This is a genomic window from Mesorhizobium sp. M7A.F.Ca.US.011.01.1.1, assembly GCF_003998295.1.
Classification (GTDB): domain Bacteria; phylum Pseudomonadota; class Alphaproteobacteria; order Rhizobiales; family Rhizobiaceae; genus Mesorhizobium.
In genome coordinates this window covers 110,808-130,132 of record NZ_RZRT01000008.1, presented here as the reverse complement: position 1 = coordinate 130,132, position 19,325 = coordinate 110,808, and the positions used below count along the sequence as shown (strand labels likewise).

The window sequence follows — 19,325 nt, the reverse complement described above, 5'->3', positions numbered from 1 at the left end:
TGGTTAACGGTTAGTTTCCGCTAATATGAGTCCGAGGGGAGTATAAGGAATTATGCTGGGGCGGTTCATCAAGGGGCCAAGCGAACAGCAGGCAGTGACAAAGGTCGAGCCACCGGCGGTGTCGCCTGTTGCCCAGCCCCTTTCGATCGCCGCTGATAGTGAATCGCATGGCGATGATTTTCTGACGCTCAAAGTCGAGCTCCACAGTCACCTGATCGACCGGTTCAATCTTGCCGCGCTCGAAACGGCATCGAAGGATGAGATCCTTAACGAGATCCGTCCGATCGTGCGAGAATTCGTTCGCGCTCGCGCCGTGCCGCTTAATGCGCGTGAGCTCGACAGGCTGACCAGCGAGACGGCGGACGAGATGCTGGGGCTGGGGCCAATCGAACCATTGCTCAAGGACGACTCAATAACCGACATCCTGATCAACACCCACAAGCGCGTCTTCATCGAGCGGCGCGGCATAATTGAAGAAACTTCCATCCGCTTCCGCGACGAGGCGCATCTGCTGCGCGTCATCAACAAGATCGTTTCGGCCATCGGCAGGCGAGTCGATGAATCTGCGCCGATGGTCGATGCGCGGCTGGAAGACGGTTCGCGCGTCAACATCGCGGTGCGGCCAATTTCGGTGGACGGCCCGCTGGTGTCGATCCGCAAATTCTCGAAAAATCCTTATTCGCTCGAACGCCTGATGGCATTCAATTCGATCAAGCAGCCGATGATCGATCTGCTGCGGATCGCCGTCCAGGCGCGCAAATCGATCCTAGTTTCGGGCGGCACCGGCAGTGGCAAGACAACCCTCCTCAATGCATTGTCGAGCTACATCCCCTCCAAAGAGCGGCTGATCACCATCGAAGATGCGGCGGAACTGCAATTGCAGCAGCCGCATGTCGGCCGACTGGAGACGCGCCCGCCCAATGTCGAGGGCAAGGGCGAGGTGCGCCAGCGCGAATTGCTGAAGAACGCGCTACGCATGCGGCCAGATCGCATCATCGTCGGCGAAGTGCGTGGCGAGGAGGCCTTCGACATGCTGCAGGCGATGAACACCGGGCATGAAGGCTCGATGACCACCATCCATGCCAACACGCCGCGCGATGCGATCTCGCGGCTGGAGCAGATGGTCGGCATGGCCGGCATGCCGATGACGCACGACTCGATCCGGGCGCAGATCGCGTCGGCCATCGACATCATCGTCCAGACACAGCGTCTTTCGGACGGCGGCCGGCGTGTCACCTCCATATCGGAACTGACAGGCATGGAAGGCAATGTCGTCCAGCTCCAGGAAATCTACAACTTCGTGCGGCGCGAGGTGACACCGGAAGGCAAGATCATCGGCGATTTTCGCGCCACCGGCATCCGCCCACGCTTTGCCCCTGAGGCGGCGACGCTTGGCCATCATTTCGCCAAGGACGCCTTCAACCCACAGGTTGCGCTCTGATGCCGACCGGTCAAGCTTTGCTCTATTTTATTTATGTGCTCGCAGCCGCGTCGGCTATTCTTGCCGGCGAGGTTCTGTATCTTTCCTTTGCCAAGAGCCGGTCACGGATTGGGGCGATCAACCATCGGCTGAGGCGGCTGACTGATGACGTTCCGGCCGAACGGACCTTGCAAGGTTTGCTGCGCGAGCGCGGGCTGACGGAGACGGGCGACTTTCTTTTTGGCCTGATCGGGCTGAACAGGCTCTATACCCAATCCGGAATCACTGGAAACCCGCTGTCGTTTGCCACGATGTTTATTCTCGTCGGGCTGGTACTGGCGCTGCTATTGTCGTTCCTTCTCGGCTTCTCGACCTTAGTGTCGCTCCTTGTTTTTCTAACAATCGGATTTGTGCTGCCACTTCTCGTTCTCCGCCGCGCGCGCGCCAAGCGAATCCAGAAATTCGCCAAACAACTCCCCGATGCACTCGACATGATCGTGCGTTCGCTGCGCGCCGGACATCCGGCCTCGGTGGCGGTTGGTCTCGTCGCCCGCGAAATGCTCGATCCGCTCGGTACCGAATTCGGCATCGTCTCAGACGAAATCACCTTTGGCCTCAGCATGGAACAAGCCGTACGAAAACTTTCCCAACGTGTTGGCTTCGAGGGCCTTCATCTCCTTTCGGTTTCGCTGTCGATCCAGGCAAAAACCGGCGGCAATCTGACCGGAATCCTGTCCAATCTTTCGTCGGTGCTGCGCGAAAGGCAGAAACTCAGGAGGAAAATCAAGGCGCTTTCGGCCGAGGGCCGGGTATCTGCATGGATTATCTCACTATTCCCGCTCGTGATGTTCCTGATCCTTCAACTGCTCTCCCCTACCTACTACGGCAACGTTTGGCACGACCCGCTGATCATGCCGGTGTTCCTGATTTTCGGCCTGTGGGCGCTGCTGGGGGATTTCATCATGTATCGAATGGTCAATTTCGATTTCTGACAGGAGCGAGGCATAAATTTGTTTTCGACCATTCTGGATCTGAGCTTCATGGTTTCCGTCGCTGTCTTCCTGGCGGCGGTGGCGCTTTTCTTGTTCGGCGCGCTTGTCTTTTTGCCGGCGCTGCAGACGCGGAAGCTGGTCACACAAAGCCTGATGGCCGAAGGTATTGCCGATCGCCGTTCGCTCGTTGGACAGGAACAACTCGCCAAGATCGCGGCGCAGCGGCCGGTCGATGCGTATTTTCGATCGATCGAGAAGGAGCGGGACGAGCCAAGTGCCCTCGACGCCAAGCTCTTTCGGGCGGGCTTCTATAAGCCGAGCGCTCCGCTCTTCTATACCCTGTCGCGCCTTGGTGCGGTCTGTGTCGGATTTCTCACGGTCTATACGCTCCTGACCCGAGTGCTCCCGCCTTCCATGCCCGGATTCATGGCCTTTGCCGGAGCTGGCTTGTTCGGGCTCGCCTGCATTGTGATTCCGAGCATTATGCTTGATCGCTTCGAGAATGCGCAGAAGGAAATCTATCGTCGCGGCTTTCCCGATTTCATGGACATGATGATCACCTGTGCCGATGCCGGCATGAGCCTGGAGGCGGCGGTCGAGCGCGTTAGCAGCGAACTGGCCGGCACTCACAAATGGCTCGGCATCCAGCTTGCGATCATGAATTTGCAGTTGCGTGCTGGCAAGCCATTGCGGGAAGCGTTGCGTGAACTCGCTGACCGGATCGGGCTTGAGGAGGCGCGAGCCCTGGCAGTGTTGTTCCGACAATCCGAAGAACTGGGCACCAGCCTTACGGATGCCCTGCGCGTTTACAGCGAAGAGATGCGTGGGCAAAGAATTCTGAGTGCAGAGGAACGCGCCAATGCTTTGCCGGTGAAAATGATGATTCCGTTGGGGCTTTGTATCTTCCCTGTGGTTATGATGGTTATCATGCTACCGGTGATCATCCGTATGAGGGGCATTTTCTTCTGATTGCGTGTATGATCTGATTCTAATATGAGGTTTGAGACCCTTGGGGGAATCTGTATGAAGAGGGCTATCGCGGCGGCGTTCTGCCTGTTGACGGTTTTGCTTGCCGGCTGCCAGACGGACGCCACCGACGGTGTCGTTCGCACCAACGAGCCGTCGAAAGGCGACGTAACGGCCTTTGGCGATGCTTTCGACGGGCTGAAGACGGTCAGCGATGTCGAATACTATGCCTCGGACCAGGCTGTCGCCGAAGCCAAGAACCAGTTCCGCGCCGAGAATTACGGCAATGCCGGCGCGCTGTTCTTCAAGGCGACGCAACTGGCCCCCAATGATGGTAACGCCTGGATGGGGCTGGCCGCTTGCACCGACCGGATCCACCGCTTCGACCTGTCCGACCGGGCCTATGCCAGGGCCTTCAAGCTGGTCGGCGCGACGCCTGAATATTACAACAATGTCGGCTACTCCTACCTGCTGCGCGGCAAGCTGCAGGACGCACGCTCGAACTTTCTCAAGGCTTATGAGCTGGCGCCCAACGACCCGACCGTCGCCAACAATCTGAAGCTTTTGTCGTCAAGCGTGCAGAACGTCGAGCGCTAGCATGCTGCTCGTCGAAGCTCTGTTGCTGAAAGCGCTCGCCATCCCTCTGCTGGCAAGGATTGCCTGGCTCGATTTCAAAACGCAGAAGATTTCCAATCGCGACGTGCTGCTGCTGCTCTGCCTGGGCGCTGGGGGCTTGCTGCTGCTCTCGCTCCAGTCCGGATCGTGGTGGGACATGGGGCTCAGCGCTCTCGCCGGACTTCTGCTGTTCGTCGCACTCTTGCCCTTCTGGGTCTTGCGCAAGATCGGCGCCGGCGATGTCAAGCTGCTGGCAGTCGTGCCATTCCTGATCAGCGGCGGCGCCCTCGCAGTGTTTTCGGTGCTGCTTCTGGTTTTCGCCCTGGCCACCGCGGCGATCGTGAAAAACCCGTTCATGCTGCCCGCGGGCGCTTTTCGGCTTGTCGTCCAGCACCTGGACCGCAAGGGCGTGGTGCCATTCGGCGTGCCGATCTCGCTGGCCGCGATCTGTACGCTGGCGTTCCTGATCTACAGGAGTTTGATGGTCGCGAGCAGCTCTGGAATCCTCAACCAGCTCAACTGACCCTGACATCTCACGCGGCTGAATTTGTCAGGGAGATTTGACGGAGCAGCAAACGAAAAACCCGCCTGTGCGGCGGGTCATTGGCGCAAATCTGCACCATAGACGAAAATGTACCATAGCTGAGGGCAGGGAGTCAAGAAAAAATTCCTATCTTGAAACGCTGCCGGCGCTGCTCGCGCTCCGTTCAATCCCGCAGCAGATCGAACATCAGCTTGAAGAAGCGGTCCGCGTCGACCTCATGGGCGATGCGGGCATTGTCCTTTTCACCGCGCTCGCCCCAGTAATCGGCGATGGTCGCGCCGAAGGCGTAGGTGCCGGACAGATCGACGCCGATATGGGCGGGGCGCGTGCGCACCAATGTCGGGTCGATGGCCAGCGCCAGCGCCAGCGGATCGTGCATGGCGCCGCCGACGCCCATCGAGTTGCGGTGCAGCTTCTCGTAGAACAGCAGCCAGTCGTTGACGAGCCGTCCGAGCGGCGTGTCGATGGTGGCGAGTTCGGCATATTGCGGCGCCTCGATCAGCACCTGCATGGTGACGTCGAGGCCGACCATCAGGATCGGCACGCCGCTGTCCAGCACGATCTTCAGCGCCTCGGGGTCGCAGAACGCATTGAACTCGGTCGGCGTGATGATCTCGCTCTTGCGGTAGAACACGCCGCCCATCCAGATCAGCTCCTTGATCTTGGGCAGCACGTCGCGATGCTTGAGGATCATCAGGCCGATATTGCTGAGCGGGCCGGTGGCGACGACCAGGATCGGTTCGGGCGCGGCGCGCAGTCTGTCGGCCAGGAAATCGACGGCGTGCTGGTCAACCGGCTTGATCGTCGCCTGCGGCAGGTAGGGCGAGCCCTCGAGCCCGCTTGGTCCATCTGCGGTGCCGAGCACCAGCGGGCGCGCCAGCGGACGGTGACAGCCCTGCGCGACAGGCACGTCGCCGGCGCCGATATATTCCAGGATGCGCAGTGCATTGGCGGTCGTCTTCTCGACTTCCGCATTGCCGCAGGTCGTGGTGACGCCGATGAGTTCGATCGCCGGCGAGCGATGCGCCATGACCAGCGCAATGGCGTCGTCGTGGCCGGGGTCGCAGTCGAACAGGATAGGAGTTGGCTTGGTCATCATGTCGTCTTTCACGCCGCCCGCTCGTAGCGCGCTATGGTTTTCTTGAAGCCGTCGAGGAAACGCCGGCCGTCCAGGCCGGTGCAGATGCGGGTGGTCTTGGGCCCGCCGCCGGGCAGCAATTGCCGGCCGCGATAGGCGACGGTCTGGCCGCGCGCCAGCCGGCCGTCGAGCACGACGTCGGCGAACAGCGGCTCGGTCATCGTCGCCAGGCCCGGATCGAAAGCCAGCGCCACGGTGATCACGTCGTCCATCGGGAACCCGACGAGGTCGAAGAATTCGCGCCAGATGTCGATGTAGATCGGGAAGCTGTCGGCGATCATCTCAAGGACGGGATTGTCCCTTGCCACGGCCTGCATGTCGGCGATGTCGTCGCGCGTCAGCATCGAATCGGCGACGCGGTTGTCCTCGCAGATGTCGAGCGGCACGAGGATCTTCTCGACATCGGCGTTGAGCACGATGCGCGAAGCCTCCGGATCGGCCCAGATGTTGTACTCCGACAGGGGTGTGATGTTGCCCGGTGTCTGGAAATTGCCGCCGAGCACGATCAGCCGCTTCAGCGCGCCGGTCAATCCCGGCTCCTGCAACAGCGCCATCGCCGCGTTGGTCAGCGGGCCGGTCGTCACCAGCGTGATCTCGCCCGGATTGGCCATGACCGTGCCGATGATGAAATCGACCGCGTGTCCCGACGTGGCCTGCCGCACCGGCGTCGGCGCCGGCGGGTTGAATTTCTTCAGGCGATCGCCGAAACGGGCAACGAGCCGTTTTTCGAAATGCACCGGCGCCTCCATGTCGGCCTTGGCGTTGCCGACGATCGGCCGCCACGCGCCGGCGTGAACCGGGATGTCGTCACGCCCGGCGAGCGTCAGTGTGTTGAGGACGACGTTGGTTACCTGTTCGATCGGGCCGGCCGCACCGGTCACGGTGGTCACCCCCTCGAGCCGGAGCTTCGGATTGACCGCTGCAAACAGCACGGCGAGAATATCGTCGCCGGCCGAATCCACGTCGAGGATTATGCGTTCCATAGAGGCTTCCTTCACTGGGGATTTTTGCCGCCGGCTTCAGTGTTCTTGTCTACCGACAGCAGCTTACGCATCGATTCCAGCGTCTCGGCGATAACCCTTGGACGCGCCCGGTAGGACAGCGCGAACAATGCGATCAGCGCGACGACATAAGGGACCGTGAGAACCAGGTAGGACGGGTAGCCGAACGTCTGCAGGCGCAGCGAAAAAGCATCGGCGAAGCCGAACAGCAGGCAACCGGCCAGCACCTTCAGCGGATCGCCGTTGGAAAAGATCAGGATCGCCACCGCCATGAAACCACGGCCCGACGACATGTTTTCGGTGAACATGGTGATGTAGCCGAGTGACAGATGAGCGCCGGCGAGGCCGGCCAGCAATCCGCACAGCAGCGACGCGATGTAGCGGACGCGGGTGATCGATATGCCGAGCGCCTCGGCGGCTTCCGGCTTTTCGCCGACGACGCGGATATAGAGGCCGAGCCGCGTCCGGTTGTAGCAGACGACCAGCAGCGGCACGGCGATGAAGGCGGCATAGACGAGCGGCGTGAAGCCGGAGATCAGCGGCGCCCACGAGCCCAGAAGATCGCGGGCACCGGGCAGCTGGACTTTCGGCAGGCCGACGATGCCGTGACCGACGATCGAGCCGCGCGTGCCGAAGATCGCTTTCATCAGCGAGATCGTCATGCCGCCGGCCAGGATGTTGAGCGCCAGCCCGACGACCACTTCATTGGCCTTGAAGCTCACCACCAGGACGGCAAAAATCAGGGCGAAGACAAGCGCCGCCGCAACGCCGCAGGCGACGCCCGCCAGCGCGGAACCCGTCCAGATCGAACCAAGGACGGCGAAGAAGGCGCCGACCAGCATCTGCCCCTCGAGGCCGATGTTGAAGATGCCGGCCTTGGTGGTGAACGAGCCGCCAAGCGCGACCAGAAGGATGGGCGCAGTGGTGCGAAGCGTCGCCGCGATCAGCGCGACGTTGATGAGCTTGTCTAGAATTTCCATCGCCGCTCCCCTGCCTGGCTGTCGCCGCGCTTTCTCACCAGCACCTGGGCCGAGACGCTGAGGATGATCAGCGCCTGGATCACGGTGATGATCTCGCGCGACGCGCTGGTATCGACCTCGAGCAGCAGCGATCCGTTGCGCAGGGCGCCGAAGAACAGTGCGGTGAAGATGGTGGCGACCGGCGAGCCATTGGCAAGCAGGGCGGCGATCAGCCCGTCGAAGCCGAAACCGGGGGCAAATCCTTCCATGAAGCGGTGATGGACGCCGAGCGTCTCGACGCCGCCGGCCAGCCCGCCGACGGCCCCCGAAAGCAGCAGGACCAGGAAACCCTGCCGTTTCACGTTGACGCCGCCATATTCGGCGAATTTGGGCGCCGAACCGACCATCGTGACGCTGTAACCCCATTTGGTGTAGCGGAAGACAAGGGCTGCGCCGACCGCCAGCACCAGGCCAATGACCAGGCCCCAGTTCAACCGCGAAAAGGTGAAGATCTCCGGCAGATAGGAAGTCGCCAGGATCGGCGGCGTCTCCGACCAGCCACCCGGCCGCTTGAACAGGAAGATGGTGAAATAGGAGGTGAGCAGCACCGCCACGTAGTTCGACAGGATCGTCGAGACGACCTCGTTGGTGTTGTAGCGGGCGCGGAAATAGGCGGGGATGGCGACCCAGGCCGCGCCTGCCACGACCGCGAGCGCCAGTGCTGCCAGCGTATGGATGCCCGCGGGCAGGGGCATGGCAAAGCCGACCCAGGCGGCGGCGAAGCCGCCGAGGAACAGCTGGCCCTCGATGCCGACGTTGAACATGCCGCCGCGCAGGCCGATGCACGCAGCGACACCGCAGATCAGGATCGGCGTCGTCTGCAGCAAGGTTCCGGCAATCTTCTCCTGGTCACCGAAGGCGCCGCGCAACAGCGTCATGAACACACGCACCGGGCTTTCGCCAACCATGAGGATGATGATCGCGCCCATGAGCAGCGCCACACCGATGGCGATGACCTGGCCGGAAACGGCACGCAAATGGTCTTTCATGATGCGGTCTCCGCGGCAAATTCCGGCGCGGCCACGCCTGCCATCATCATGCCAATGCGCTCCTCGTCGGCCTCGTCGCCGGCGACCTCGCCCATGATCCGCCCGTTGAACATCACCAGGATGCGGTCGGCAAGGGCGGCCAGTTCGTCGAGTTGCACGGAAATCAGTAGGATCGCGCGGCCGGCGGCGCGCTGACGCATGATCTCGTCATGAATGGCCTCCTGGGCGCCGATGTCGACGCCGCGCGTCGGCTGGTCGATCAGCAGGAAATCGGCGCCGTTGGTGAATTCGCGCGCCAGAACGACCTTCTGGATGTTTCCGCCCGAAAGCCGCTTGACCGCATCACCGGCTCCGCGCGCGCGAATATCGAAGCTCTTGATCAGCGTTTCGGCGTTTTGATTTATGGCTTTCCAGTTGAGCATGCCGCCGCGGCTCCATGGTGCGCGATGCTGGCGGCCCATCAGGGTGTTGGCCGCTATCGAAGCGTTGCGATCGACCCCGCGCACCATGCGGTCGCCTGGAACATGGGCGAGGCCTGCCTGGCGGATCGCGGCGGGGGAGAGAGCGGTGAGATTCCGGCCCTTCAGCCACGCCCCGCCATGGCTTGCCGGTCGCAGGCCCGAAAGCACTTCCGCCAGTTCCGTCTGTCCATTGCCGGCCACACCCGCGATCCCCACCACCTCGCCGGAGCGGACCGTGAAACTGGCATCGCGAAGGGCCGGCAGCAGGCGATCGTCGCGCGCCCACAGATCCTTCACTTCGAGCACCACGTCGCCGTGCAGCGACGCACGCGCCCGGCGGTCGAAGCTGACCTCGCGGCCGACCATCATGTGCACCAACTCGTCCTTGCTGAGCTCGGCCGTCGGCCGGGTCGCCACCTTCCTGCCATTGCGCAGCACCGTCACCGTGTCGGACACTTCCATCACCTCTTCCAGGTGATGCGAAATAAAGATCACCGTCATGCCTTCGGCCACGAAGCTGCGCAGCGTCTGGAACAGTTCACGGCTCTCCTGCGGCGTCAGCACCGCGGTCGGTTCGTCGAGGATGATGGTGCGCGCGCCGCGCACCAGCACCTTCAGGATTTCGATGCGTTGCTCTATGCCGACCGAGAGCAGTCCGACGCGCTCGGTCGGATCGACCTGCAAGCCGAAGCGCTTCGACAGGTCGCGCGTGCGCGCAATTTGTGCGGCGTGGTCGATCAGCCCATGGCGACGGATTTCCATACCGAGAAAGACGTTGTCGGCAACCGAGAGCGAGGGAACCAGCTTGAAATGCTGGTGAACCATGCCGAGGCCGGCCTTTATCGCCACGGACGGGTCGGCGATCACGATCTCTTCACCGTTCAGCCGGATCGAGCCTTCGTCCGGCTGCAAGAGGCCGAACAGGATGTTCATCAGCGTCGTCTTGCCGGCACCGTTCTCGCCGATGATGGCGTGGATCTCGCCGCGGCGGACCGCAAGGTCGATGCCGTCATTGGCGACGAATGCGCCAAAACGCTTGGTGATGCCGGTCAACTCGACGGCCATCGCGGGATTGCTGTGGAGGGTCGGCGACCCCGGCGTGTTCGACAACGTGGCTCTCGCAGATTGGACACTGATCCGCCGCGGCAAGCCGCGGCGGATCAGTGTAGCGCTTTCTTGGGAGGGAGGCGCTGTTGTTGGCTTACTTCGCCTTGGCGATCACGATCTTGCCGTCGACGATGCCCTTTTTGATCTCGTCCAGCTTGGCGGTCACGTCAGCGGGGATCTTTGGGGCAATATCATCGCAGACCTTGACCTCGACACCGCCCGAGGCGAGGTCGAAAGTGCGGGTGCCGGCGGTGATCTTGCGGCCCTCGACCTCGTCCTTGATCAGCGTGTAGACGGCGATATCGCCGCGCTTCAGCATGCTGGCGAGGACATTTCCGGGAGCCGAGCCGCACATGTCGATGTCGACACCGATCGAATATTTGTCGACCGCGGCACTTGCCTGCATCACGCCTTCACCCGTCGGGCCGGCGACGTTGTAGACAATGTCGGAGCCCTGGCCGTAAAGCGCCTGGGCAAGTTCGCTTCCCTTGGCCGGGTCGTCGAAGGTTCCGGCGAAGACGGAGTTTACCTTGACGTCGGGCGCGGCATATTTGGCGCCTTGCTCGTAGCCGCCCAGGAAGTTGCGGATCACCGGAATATCGCGGCCGCCGACAAAGCCGATCGCCTTGCCGTCGCCGATCTTGTCGAAGGCGGTGCCCTTGGCTTCGATCATGCCGGCAAGCGCGCCGGCGACGAAGGATCCCTGCTCCTCGGCGAAATTGGCATAGATCATCTTGGGGTTGTCGAGGACGCCATCGATGAACACGAAGCGTTGGTCAGGATATTCTGCGCTGACCTTTTGCAGCGAGTCCACCAGCTCCCAGCCCATCACGAAGATGAGGTCGTATTGTTTGCCCTTGGCAAGATTCTCGAACTGCTGCTGGTAGTCGAGCGCGCGATTGCCGGTGTCGACCAGCTTGAGGTCGATGCCGAAATCGGTCTTGGCCTTGTTGAGGCCGTTGACGATCGAAACGCCAAAACCCTGTGCGAAATATCCCGAGATGGCGGCCACGGAAACCTTGGCCTGTGCGGCAGCCGGTCCGAACGAAATGGCAAGCATCGTGCCGGCCAGAAATAAACTCTTGAGCGCCCTTTTCATGTCATTCCCCTTCAGCTTTTTTCAGCTTTTGAAGCCACGCTTTGACCATCCCCCACATATCGCCGGGACAACGGCGAGTTCGTTGATGGTCATATGAGTTTAGGAGCGGCTTAACAGGCTGTCAATCGTCATCCGATGCAGTTTTCTTGGCCCTTCGCCCACTTGCTCGACGTCTGCGCTTGACAAATGTCGATGGGCATAATTGTTGATACTCTAACGAGTTTTATGAACGATGGGATGAAGGAAGCGAACAATGCCGGCTGTGGTGGTCAGGAAATTTCTGGTTCAGGTCGAAGAGATATTCCATGAGGGCGGACCCCACGCGGCACGCCCGCTCAAGCGGGGCGCGGTCGTCGCGGTCATCGCCAACCCTTTTGCCGGACGCTATGTCGAAGAGATCACCGGCTTCATGGAAGACCTGAAGCCGCTCGGTCTCGATATGGCTCGGCGCCTGATCGACGCCATTGGTGAAGGCGGCCAGGCCATCGAAAGCTATGGCAAGGGTGCCATAGTCGGCGCCGCCGGCGAGCTTGAACATGGCGCGCTCTGGCACAATCCAGGCGGTTACGCGATGCGCGAACTGCTCGGCAATGCCAAGGCGATCGTGCCTTCGACCAAGAAGGTCGGCGGCCCCGGAACGCGCATCGACATCCCGATCACGCACATAAACGCCTCCTATGTGCGCAGCCATTTCGATGCGATCGAGATCGGCATTGCCGATGCGCCGCGCGGCGACGAAATGGCGGTCATCCTGGCGATGACCACCGGCGCACGCGTTCATGCACGGGTCGGCGGCCTTGCCGCCGCCGATATCAAGGGCGAGGACGGATTGCGATGAAGCCGGCAATCCGCCGTATCATCACCATCGTCGAGGAAACCCGGATCGAAGGCGGGCGACCCGTCGATCCGCCGACGCGGCGTGCCGCAGCCATCGCGGTGATCCGCAACCCCTATGCGGGTACCTACGTCGAGGACCTGTCGGCACTGAGCGCCATAGGCGAAGCCTTGGGCGATATCTTGCCCAAGCGCGCCGTCGCTGCTCTGGGCATCGCCGGCGACCGGGTCGAGAGCTTCGGCAAGGCCGCCGCCGTGGGCGCCGACGGCGAGCTCGAACATGCCGCCGCCATCCTTCATCCAAAGCTCGGTGCCCCGTTCCGCGACGTGCTCGGCAAGGGCGCCGCGCTCATTCCTTCATCGAAGAAGCGCGGCGGCCTCGGCGTGCCGCTCGATATTCCGCTCGGTCACAAGGATGCGGCGCGGGTGCGCAGCCATTTCGACGGCATGGAGGTTCGCGTGCCCGACGCACCGCGTGCCGACGAGATCGTCGTCGCTATCGCCGTCACCGATTCCGGCAGACCGCACCCGCGCGTCGGCGGACTGACCAAGGACAAGATTGTCGGGATTGACGGCGTCGGCTGATCGTCAGGCCGCCAGGACTTCCGGCACCCGCTTCGCCGGAGGCGTATTTCTGCTCCGGCCGGTCCGCACCACGCCGTCGATGACGACCATTCCAATGCCTGGAAGATTGCCCAGCGCCACGCTGTCGAGCAGCCCGTCGCCGGCGCCACCGATCGCCTGATCCATGAAGATCAGGTCGGCGGCGCGACCGACCTCGATCAAACCGCGATCGTCCAGTCTGCGGACGCGCGCCGTGTTGCCGCTGGCAAGACAGAACGCCACTTCCGGCGCGATACCCCCCAGCGAAGCCAGCATGGTGAGGATCCGCAGGATGCCGAGTGGCTGCACGCCGGATCCGGCCGGGCTGTCGGTGCCGAGGATGACGCGCGAAAGTTCGCCGCGCTGCCTTGCCAGGTCGAGCACGAACAGTCCGGTGCGCAAATTGCCGTTATGGACGATTTCAAGCGCCCTCGAGCCCTTCTCGCAGATCTGCCGTATTTCCGCGTCGGGCAGGGCGGTTGGCCCGCCATTGACGTGGGCGACGATGTCGGCGTCGACCTCCAGCACGACATCCGCGCCGATGCGGCCGGAGCCGGGCAGGGATGGACCGCCCGTGTGGGTCATCGAGGTCATCCCGTATTTGCGCGCCCAGGCGATCATCTGCCGGCCGGTCGGACCGTCCTTGACGCCGCCAAGCCCGACCTCGCCGACAAGCGTCACGCCGGCCTCGGCGAGACTGCGGAAGTCTTCCTCGGTAAGGCCGGGTTCCAGGATCGGTGCCCCGGCCAGGATCTTCATGCCGTTCGGACGGAAGTTGGAGAAGGTGCGTTGGGCAGCGATCGCCAGCGCCTTCAGCCCGACAAGGTCGCGCGGTCGGCCCGGCGTGTGGACTTCCCCCGCCGAGATCATGGTGGTGACGCCGCCATGCACGGTCGAATCCATCCAGCCGATCTGGTTCTGCCGAGGCGTCCAGTCGCCGGCCACCGGATGGGCGTGGTTGTCGATAAGACCCGGCGCGACCGCGCAGCCCATCGCATCGATGATCGTCGCCGCGCTGCCGCCATCAATGTCGCCTGCCTTGCCAATGCCGGTGATACGTCCATCGCTCACGACGATGGTGTCGGCGTCGATGATCGGTTGTGCGAGATCGCCACTCAGCATGAGACCGATATTGCGGACGACGAGCGTGTTGGCAGACGACTGGAGGTCGGACGACATCGGTTCTCACTTTTGCTGTTATGGAAAAAAGGACTGGACGCGGCTTATTTGCCGCCGTCGCCATTCGATGGGTCGTCGTCGTTGATGCGCTGGAGCAGGCGAAGCAGCGTCGCCTGCTCGGCCGGAGAGAGCGGCGACAGGAATCGCCGCCCGACCTCGACGCTGCGTTCGAGCCGCTCCAGCGTATAGTCGGTCCCTTTGCCGGTCAGCGCGATCATCGTCAGGCGTTGGTCGGTTTCGGAGGCGCTGCGCGTGATCAGCCCGTGTTTGAGCAGTTTGCGCATGACGATGCTGATGGTCGACGGGTCCATCGCCGTCAGCCGGCCGAGATGGTTCTGCGAGACTTCGCCATGCTTGAGGATCGTGGCGAGCGCCGCGAATTGCGTTGGCGAAAGGTCTTCGCCGGCCATGACCTGCTGGAAGCGCAACGTCGCGCGCTGATGCGCCCGGCGGATGACGTGCGCCGGGTGGCGGTCCAGTTCATAGCCGGTCTCGGCGTATTGCTGCAGCACCTGCTCGCGGCTCGGGGGTGCATCGCCGCTCGGCGTTTTCGGCGTCGCGCCTTTTTCGGATTCAGTCGTCACACCGGACTCCTATCGCCGCTGTCTTGGATGTCGCCGGTTCGGAAAAAGCTCAAGCCGCGACCTCCGCTGGTTGAAGCGACGTCCCGTCGCGGAGGGCTGCGACGACATCAGCCGAATCGCTGACCACGCCGAAATGGGTCGCTATGTCGTAGAGCGAGCTTTCCTGCTCGCGTGGTCCCGTCGCCGCGCAGCAATCGCTTGGCACCACCACCTCATAGCCTTGGAAAAAGGCATCATGGACCGTCGAGCGCACACAGATGTTGGTGACCACGCCGAAGATGATCAACTGATCGGTCTGCATGTCTTTCAGCGTCAGGTCGAGGTCGGTTTGAAAGAAGGCCGAGTAGCGCCGCTTGATCACATGGATCTCATCGTCGCGGGCGCCGAGATCCTCGATGATCTCCGGCCCCCAGCTTCCGTCCAGGCAATGCGGCGTGCGCTTCAGCCATTCGCGCTCGCGCCGCATGCCGGGCCGGTGGCTGTCATGGACCCAGATCACCGGCACGCCGGCGGCGCGCGCGGCTTCGATCACGGCCAGTTGCGGCGCGACCAGCGTCTCGTACCCAGGCAGGACCATGGCCCCGCCGGGCTTGCAGAACTCATTGACCATATCGATGACGACAACGGCCGCACGGCGTGGATCGAGGCGCACCGCGTCATCGTGCCGATGTGAGGAAAAACTGTCCACGGACATGGCGAGCTCCTTTGACCGATCGTTGATGCTCATACAAAAAACCTTGATGGATGCCAAGTCAATCCCGTTCGACGCAAAGCGTGCTGGTCGGCCTTGCGCACCGCGCTCCGACAAGCGTATGCGCTATTTGTCCATCGCGAAATGGCCTTGACAACGCTTGTCAGGCATGTGCTCGATTTGTATGACCATCAACAATATTCAAGCCGCTTAATTGCGGAGCCGAGGCCGAGATATGAAAACCATCGTCACCGGAGCCAGTGGCCTGCTTGGCCGCCATGTGGCCGAGGCTCTGGTTGCGGCCGGCCACGATGTGCTTGGTGTCGATGCCGTGGTGCCGGGTGAGGTCGCATGGCGCCACGCAACCGCCGATTTGACCGATCTGGGATCGACACTGCAGCTGGTGCGCGATTGCGATGCCGTTGTGCATGTCGCGGCCATTCCGCGGCCGACCGGCCGGGCCGGCGGCGAGGTGTTCAAGACCAACATCGCGACCGCCTACAATGTGGTCGAGGCAGCTGCCATGGCCGGCGCCAGGCGCTTCGTCTATGCCTCGTCCTTCAGCGTTTTCGGCTATCCCTTTTTCGAGAAACCTGTGCGGCCGCCCTATCTGCCGGTCGACTTCAACCATCCGGTCGGCGCGCAGGACCCGTACGGCCTGTCGAAATGGCTGGGCGAGGAAATCGTCGACGCGGCGGTGCGCCGCGGTGCCTTCTCGGCGGTCAGTGTCCGCATGCCGTGGATCCAGACGCCGGGTTCTTTTTTCGACGGCGTCGGGCCGCGCCGCGCCACTGCCGACAGTGCCCGCGACCTGTGGGCCTACCTGGATGCGCGCGACGCCGGGCAGGGCTTCCTGCGGGCGCTTGAATGGCAAGGCGACGGCCATCTGCGCGTCCTCCTGAGCGCCGCCGACACATTCATGGAAGAGGAAACCGAAGCGCTTTTGCGCCGGGTCTATCCTGATGTCGTTCTATCGCGACCGATCGCCGGCTTCGGCGCCGTGCTAGACACGATCCATGCGCGCGAAACGATCGGCTTCGAGCCAAGCCATTCGTGGCGTTCCTATCCGAAGCCGGAGGCCGGACAATGAAACGGTTCGACAAACAGAATGTTCTCGTCACCGGCGGCGCGGGCGCGATCGGCAGCGCGGCGGTGCGGCGTTTCCTTGACGAAGGCGCGCGGGTCGCCATTGTCGACCGCAATGGCGCGGCGGCGCGGCAATTGGCCAGCTCCCTCCGCGACGACGCCCTGGCGATCGAGGCTGACGTCACCGATGAAGCGGATGTGCGGCGCGCCGTCGCAACGATCGTCGAGGCGTTCGGCGGCCTCGACGTGGTGTTCAACAATGCCGGAATTTCCGGCGTCGTCGCTCCCGTTCACGACCTGCCGGTCGAAGACTGGGATACGACCATCCGCATCAATCTGCGCGGCATCTTCCTCGTGCTGCAGGCGTCGCTTCGGGCGATGATCGAGGCCGGGACCGGTGGCTCGATCGTCAACATGGGCTCGTCCATGGCCGGTTGGGACGTCCTTTCGGGTGGTGCCGGCTATGTCGCTTCCAAACACGGGGTGGTCGGCCTGACGCGGGTCGCAGCGCTCGATGCCGCGCCTTACGGCATACGCGTCAACGCCATCTGCCCCGGCGTGATCGAGACGACGCTTGGCGTGCCGGCTTCCGGCGACGGCGAATTCAAGAGCAGCGTCCAGCATTTCGCCGACCGCATTCCGTTGCGCCGCATCGGCCAGCCGGACGATGTCGCGGCCGCCGTGGCTTTCCTGGCCTCCGACGAGGCGAGGCACGTCACAGGCGTGGATTGGCTGATCGACGGCGGCCAGACCTTGCAGAGTTGGGCCAATGCCCCTGATGGCGGTGCGTTTCCGAGATTTCGCTAGGGTGCGGCGCCGGGGCGCGCTCACCGTGCAGCCTGTCTCGGCCTTCAATGGCGAAGTGTAAATAGTCGGATGTCAACGACTCCCGGTCGCCCGACCCCTCATGATTTACTTCACCCCGATGCCGGCAGTCAGGCCGCCATCGATCTTGTAGTCAGCGCCAGTGCAGAAGCCGGCCTTCGACGAACACAGGAAAGCGATGAGTTCCGCCACCTCCTCCGGCTCGCCGATGCGCCCGATGGGGTGCGCTTTGCCGAAGCGCTTGTAGGCGGCCTCGACTTCGGCATCGCTGCCATTCTCGCCACGCGCGGCCTTTTCCAGGATCGGAGTGCGGATCGAGCCGGGGCTGACGGAATTGACCCGGATGCCGGAGCGCGCATGGTCGAGGGCCAGGGCACGCGTCAGCGTGTGGATGGCGCCCTTGGTGGTGGCATAGGCGGCGACGTTTTGCTGGCAGGCAAAGCCCTGCACCGAAGCGACGTTGATGATGGCGCCGCCGCCCCTGCGGACCATTTCCGGGATGCCGAAATGCGCTGTCAGATAGATCGACCCGACATTGACCGACATCGCCCTGTTCCAGGTCTCGAAATCGGTGCTGGTCGCGGTTCCGTACGGATGCACCGCCGCCGAATTGACGATGATATCGAGGCCGCCGAACCGCTCGACGCCAGTCGCGACCGCGTCGCGAACCTGATCGGGCACGGAGACGTCGGCGCCTATGACCAGCGCCCCGGCTGCGGAGCTTTCCAGTTCCGCTTTCAGCGCCGCGTTGGCCGCGCGGTCGATGCCGCAGGCGACGATCGCAGCGCCTCCAGCCGCAAGGCGTCTGGCGGTTGCGAGGCCAATCCCGGTCGTCCCCGTCACCAAGGCAACCTTGCCGTCGAAATCCTTCATTGGGAAAACTCCTTCATTCGCTGTCCGAAACCGTTCCTAGTTTGACACCCATCGTGGTCCAACAATAGGTTGCCGTTCTCTCGCAGAAGGAAGCGGCAATGGAACAGTGCTGGCGCTGGTATGGACCGAACGACCCGGTAACGCTCGATCATGTCAGGCAGGCCGGTGCGACCGGCGTGGTGAGCGCCTTGCACGATATCTATGACGGGCGCGCCTGGCCCCTCGAGAGCATTCTGGAGCGCAAGCGTGTCATCGAGGCCGCCGGCCTGACATGGTCGGTGGTCGAGAGCATTCCGGTCCACAACTCCTTCAAGATCGGCGCGCCGGAACGCGAGCGCTATGCCGGCTACTATCGCGACTCAATTCGCGCGCTCGCCAAGGCCGGCATTGCGACGGTCTGCTACAATTTCATGCCGGTGGTCGACTGGACGCGAACGGATCTAGCCTATCGGCTGCCGACGACAGGTTATGCGCTGCGTTTCGACGCGATCGATTTCGCGGCCTACGATTTGTTCGTGCTGAAGCGCGTCAATGCCGAGGCCGGCTATACCGCCGCCCGCATCGCCGAGGCGGAAGCGCGGCTGAAGGAATTGAGCAGCGAAGCGATCGACAGGATCGAGCGCAACCTGATCGCCGGCCTGCCGGCGACCGAGCGCAGCTATAACAGGGACAGTTTTCGCGAGGCCCTGGCGGACTACGATGCGATCGGACCAAAGGAGCTGCGCGACAACCTTGCTTGGTTCCTGCGCGAGATCATTCCGGTGGCCGAAGAGGAGGGGGTGCGCATGTGCATCCATCCCGACGACCCGCCCTTCTCGCTCTATGGCCTCCCCCGCATCGTTTCGACCGCCGAGGATGCGCGTTTCATCCTCAACGCCGTCGACAGCCCCGCCAACGGCCTGACGTTCTGCACTGGCTCCTATGGGACGCGCGCCGACAACGACATCGTCGCCATGGTCAAGGAATTCGCCGACCGCATCCATTTCGCCCATCTGCGCAACATCACCATCGAGGATGACGGCTCGTTCTACGAGGCCGAGCATCTCGAGGGCGGCACCGACATGGCGCATGTCATCCTGGCTCTGATGCAGGAAGAGGCACGCCGCCGCCGGGAAGGCCGTGCCGACTGGCGTATTCCGATGCGGCCAGACCATGGCCATCTGCTCGCCGACGACATCGGCAAGACCAGGATCAATCCCGGCTATTCGCTGCTCGGCCGGCTGAAAGGCCTCGCCGAGCTGCGTGGCATCATGCGCGCCATCGAGCGGTTCGAGCTGGCTTGAGCGGCCCCCTCAGTTC

The 19,325-nt window shown here is 62.9% G+C and carries 20 protein-coding genes; 10 read left to right on the top strand and 10 right to left on the bottom strand.

Translation table 11 applies throughout. From position 1 onward, the window contains the following. Nucleotides 1-52 precede the first annotated feature (52 nt). The 5 genes from EOA13_RS12220 to EOA13_RS12200 are packed head-to-tail and all read left to right on the top strand — an operon-like array spanning nucleotide 53 to nucleotide 4,516. Entirely contained in the window at nucleotides 53-1,441 is a 1,389-nt protein-coding gene (locus EOA13_RS12220; protein WP_127292957.1) for a CpaF family protein, read from the top strand. After that, a complete protein-coding gene (locus EOA13_RS12215; RefSeq protein WP_127292954.1) occupies nucleotides 1,441-2,412 on the top strand; it encodes a type II secretion system F family protein in 972 nt (323 codons plus the stop codon). The genes EOA13_RS12220 and EOA13_RS12215 overlap by 1 nt, the downstream gene beginning before the upstream one ends. 18 nt (nucleotides 2,413-2,430) lie before the next feature. Next, the gene (locus EOA13_RS12210) at nucleotides 2,431-3,381 is read left to right on the top strand and encodes a type II secretion system F family protein (protein ID WP_127292951.1); all 951 of its coding nucleotides are present in this window, start codon (nucleotides 2,431-2,433) and stop codon (nucleotides 3,379-3,381) included. 54 nt (nucleotides 3,382-3,435) lie between these two features. Beyond that, a complete protein-coding gene (locus EOA13_RS12205) occupies nucleotides 3,436-3,975 on the top strand; it encodes a tetratricopeptide repeat protein (RefSeq protein WP_127292948.1) in 540 nt (179 codons plus the stop codon). A gap of 1 nt (nucleotide 3,976) precedes the next feature. Continuing rightward, nucleotides 3,977-4,516 (top strand): prepilin peptidase, encoded by a 540-nt coding sequence (locus EOA13_RS12200; protein ID WP_127292946.1) that lies wholly within the window; start codon nucleotides 3,977-3,979, stop codon nucleotides 4,514-4,516. A gap of 184 nt (nucleotides 4,517-4,700) precedes the next feature. Here the strand turns inward: EOA13_RS12200 and EOA13_RS12195 are convergent, their stop codons facing one another. The 6 genes from EOA13_RS12195 to EOA13_RS12170 all read right to left on the bottom strand — a co-directional run bounded on the left by EOA13_RS12195 (nucleotide 4,701) and on the right by EOA13_RS12170 (nucleotide 11,351). Beyond that, nucleotides 4,701-5,648 (bottom strand): nucleoside hydrolase, encoded by a 948-nt coding sequence (locus EOA13_RS12195; protein WP_024502284.1) that lies wholly within the window; start codon nucleotides 5,646-5,648, stop codon nucleotides 4,701-4,703. Beyond that, entirely contained in the window at nucleotides 5,645-6,658 is a 1,014-nt protein-coding gene (locus EOA13_RS12190; protein WP_127292944.1) for a nucleoside hydrolase, read from the bottom strand. Before EOA13_RS12190 ends, EOA13_RS12195 begins: the two co-directional genes overlap by 4 nt. Before the next feature lie 11 nt (nucleotides 6,659-6,669). Then, nucleotides 6,670-7,656, bottom strand: coding sequence for an ABC transporter permease (locus EOA13_RS12185; protein WP_127292941.1), 987 nt, complete (start codon nucleotides 7,654-7,656; stop codon nucleotides 6,670-6,672). Next, complete coding sequence (locus tag EOA13_RS12180) at nucleotides 7,644-8,684, bottom strand: ABC transporter permease (protein ID WP_127292938.1); 1,041 nt, start codon at nucleotides 8,682-8,684, stop codon at nucleotides 7,644-7,646. Before EOA13_RS12180 ends, EOA13_RS12185 begins: the two co-directional genes overlap by 13 nt. Further along, nucleotides 8,681-10,210: an ABC transporter ATP-binding protein gene (locus EOA13_RS12175; protein ID WP_127292936.1), complete on the bottom strand. Its 1,530-nt coding sequence runs from the start codon at nucleotides 10,208-10,210 to the stop codon at nucleotides 8,681-8,683. The genes EOA13_RS12180 and EOA13_RS12175 overlap by 4 nt, the downstream gene beginning before the upstream one ends. 136 nt (nucleotides 10,211-10,346) lie before the next feature. After that, a complete protein-coding gene (locus tag EOA13_RS12170) occupies nucleotides 10,347-11,351 on the bottom strand; it encodes a BMP family ABC transporter substrate-binding protein (RefSeq protein WP_127267638.1) in 1,005 nt (334 codons plus the stop codon). A gap of 253 nt (nucleotides 11,352-11,604) precedes the next feature. On the opposite strand from EOA13_RS12170, the gene EOA13_RS12165 reads away from it, so the two are divergent. Both EOA13_RS12165 and EOA13_RS12160 read left to right on the top strand, forming a co-directional pair. Further along, entirely contained in the window at nucleotides 11,605-12,189 is a 585-nt protein-coding gene (locus EOA13_RS12165; protein WP_127292933.1) for an amino acid synthesis family protein, read from the top strand. After that, a complete protein-coding gene (locus tag EOA13_RS12160; protein WP_127292931.1) occupies nucleotides 12,186-12,770 on the top strand; it encodes an amino acid synthesis family protein in 585 nt (194 codons plus the stop codon). The genes EOA13_RS12165 and EOA13_RS12160 overlap by 4 nt, the downstream gene beginning before the upstream one ends. Nucleotides 12,771-12,773: 3 nt before the next feature. Here EOA13_RS12160 and EOA13_RS12155 read toward each other — a convergent pair whose 3' ends face one another. From EOA13_RS12155 to EOA13_RS12145, 3 genes are read right to left on the bottom strand one after another with little or no spacing between them, the layout of a single operon-like run. Then, entirely contained in the window at nucleotides 12,774-13,967 is a 1,194-nt protein-coding gene (locus tag EOA13_RS12155) for an amidohydrolase family protein (protein WP_127292928.1), read from the bottom strand. Nucleotides 13,968-14,011: 44 nt separating this feature from the next. Next, a complete protein-coding gene (locus EOA13_RS12150; protein ID WP_127292926.1) occupies nucleotides 14,012-14,551 on the bottom strand; it encodes a MarR family winged helix-turn-helix transcriptional regulator in 540 nt (179 codons plus the stop codon). Between the two features lie 49 nt (nucleotides 14,552-14,600). Further along, a complete protein-coding gene (locus EOA13_RS12145; protein WP_127292922.1) occupies nucleotides 14,601-15,245 on the bottom strand; it encodes an isochorismatase family cysteine hydrolase in 645 nt (214 codons plus the stop codon). A 232-nt stretch (nucleotides 15,246-15,477) separates the two neighbouring features. Here EOA13_RS12145 and EOA13_RS12140 point away from each other — a divergent pair, with 232 nt between their 5' ends. Both EOA13_RS12140 and EOA13_RS12135 read left to right on the top strand, forming a co-directional pair. After that, nucleotides 15,478-16,332, top strand: a complete 855-nt coding sequence (locus tag EOA13_RS12140; protein ID WP_127292919.1) for an NAD(P)-dependent oxidoreductase — start codon at nucleotides 15,478-15,480, stop codon at nucleotides 16,330-16,332. Next, the gene (locus EOA13_RS12135) at nucleotides 16,329-17,135 is read left to right on the top strand and encodes an SDR family NAD(P)-dependent oxidoreductase (protein ID WP_127292916.1); all 807 of its coding nucleotides are present in this window, start codon (nucleotides 16,329-16,331) and stop codon (nucleotides 17,133-17,135) included. Before EOA13_RS12140 ends, EOA13_RS12135 begins: the two co-directional genes overlap by 4 nt. Nucleotides 17,136-17,240: 105 nt before the next feature. Here the strand turns inward: EOA13_RS12135 and EOA13_RS12130 are convergent, their stop codons facing one another. Then, nucleotides 17,241-18,026 (bottom strand): SDR family oxidoreductase, encoded by a 786-nt coding sequence (locus EOA13_RS12130; protein WP_127292914.1) that lies wholly within the window; start codon nucleotides 18,024-18,026, stop codon nucleotides 17,241-17,243. A 98-nt stretch (nucleotides 18,027-18,124) separates the two neighbouring features. On the opposite strand from EOA13_RS12130, the gene uxuA reads away from it, so the two are divergent. Further along, nucleotides 18,125-19,309, top strand: coding sequence for a mannonate dehydratase (gene uxuA, locus EOA13_RS12125; RefSeq protein ID WP_127292911.1), 1,185 nt, complete (start codon nucleotides 18,125-18,127; stop codon nucleotides 19,307-19,309). The last annotated feature ends 16 nt before the right edge of the window (nucleotides 19,310-19,325 follow it).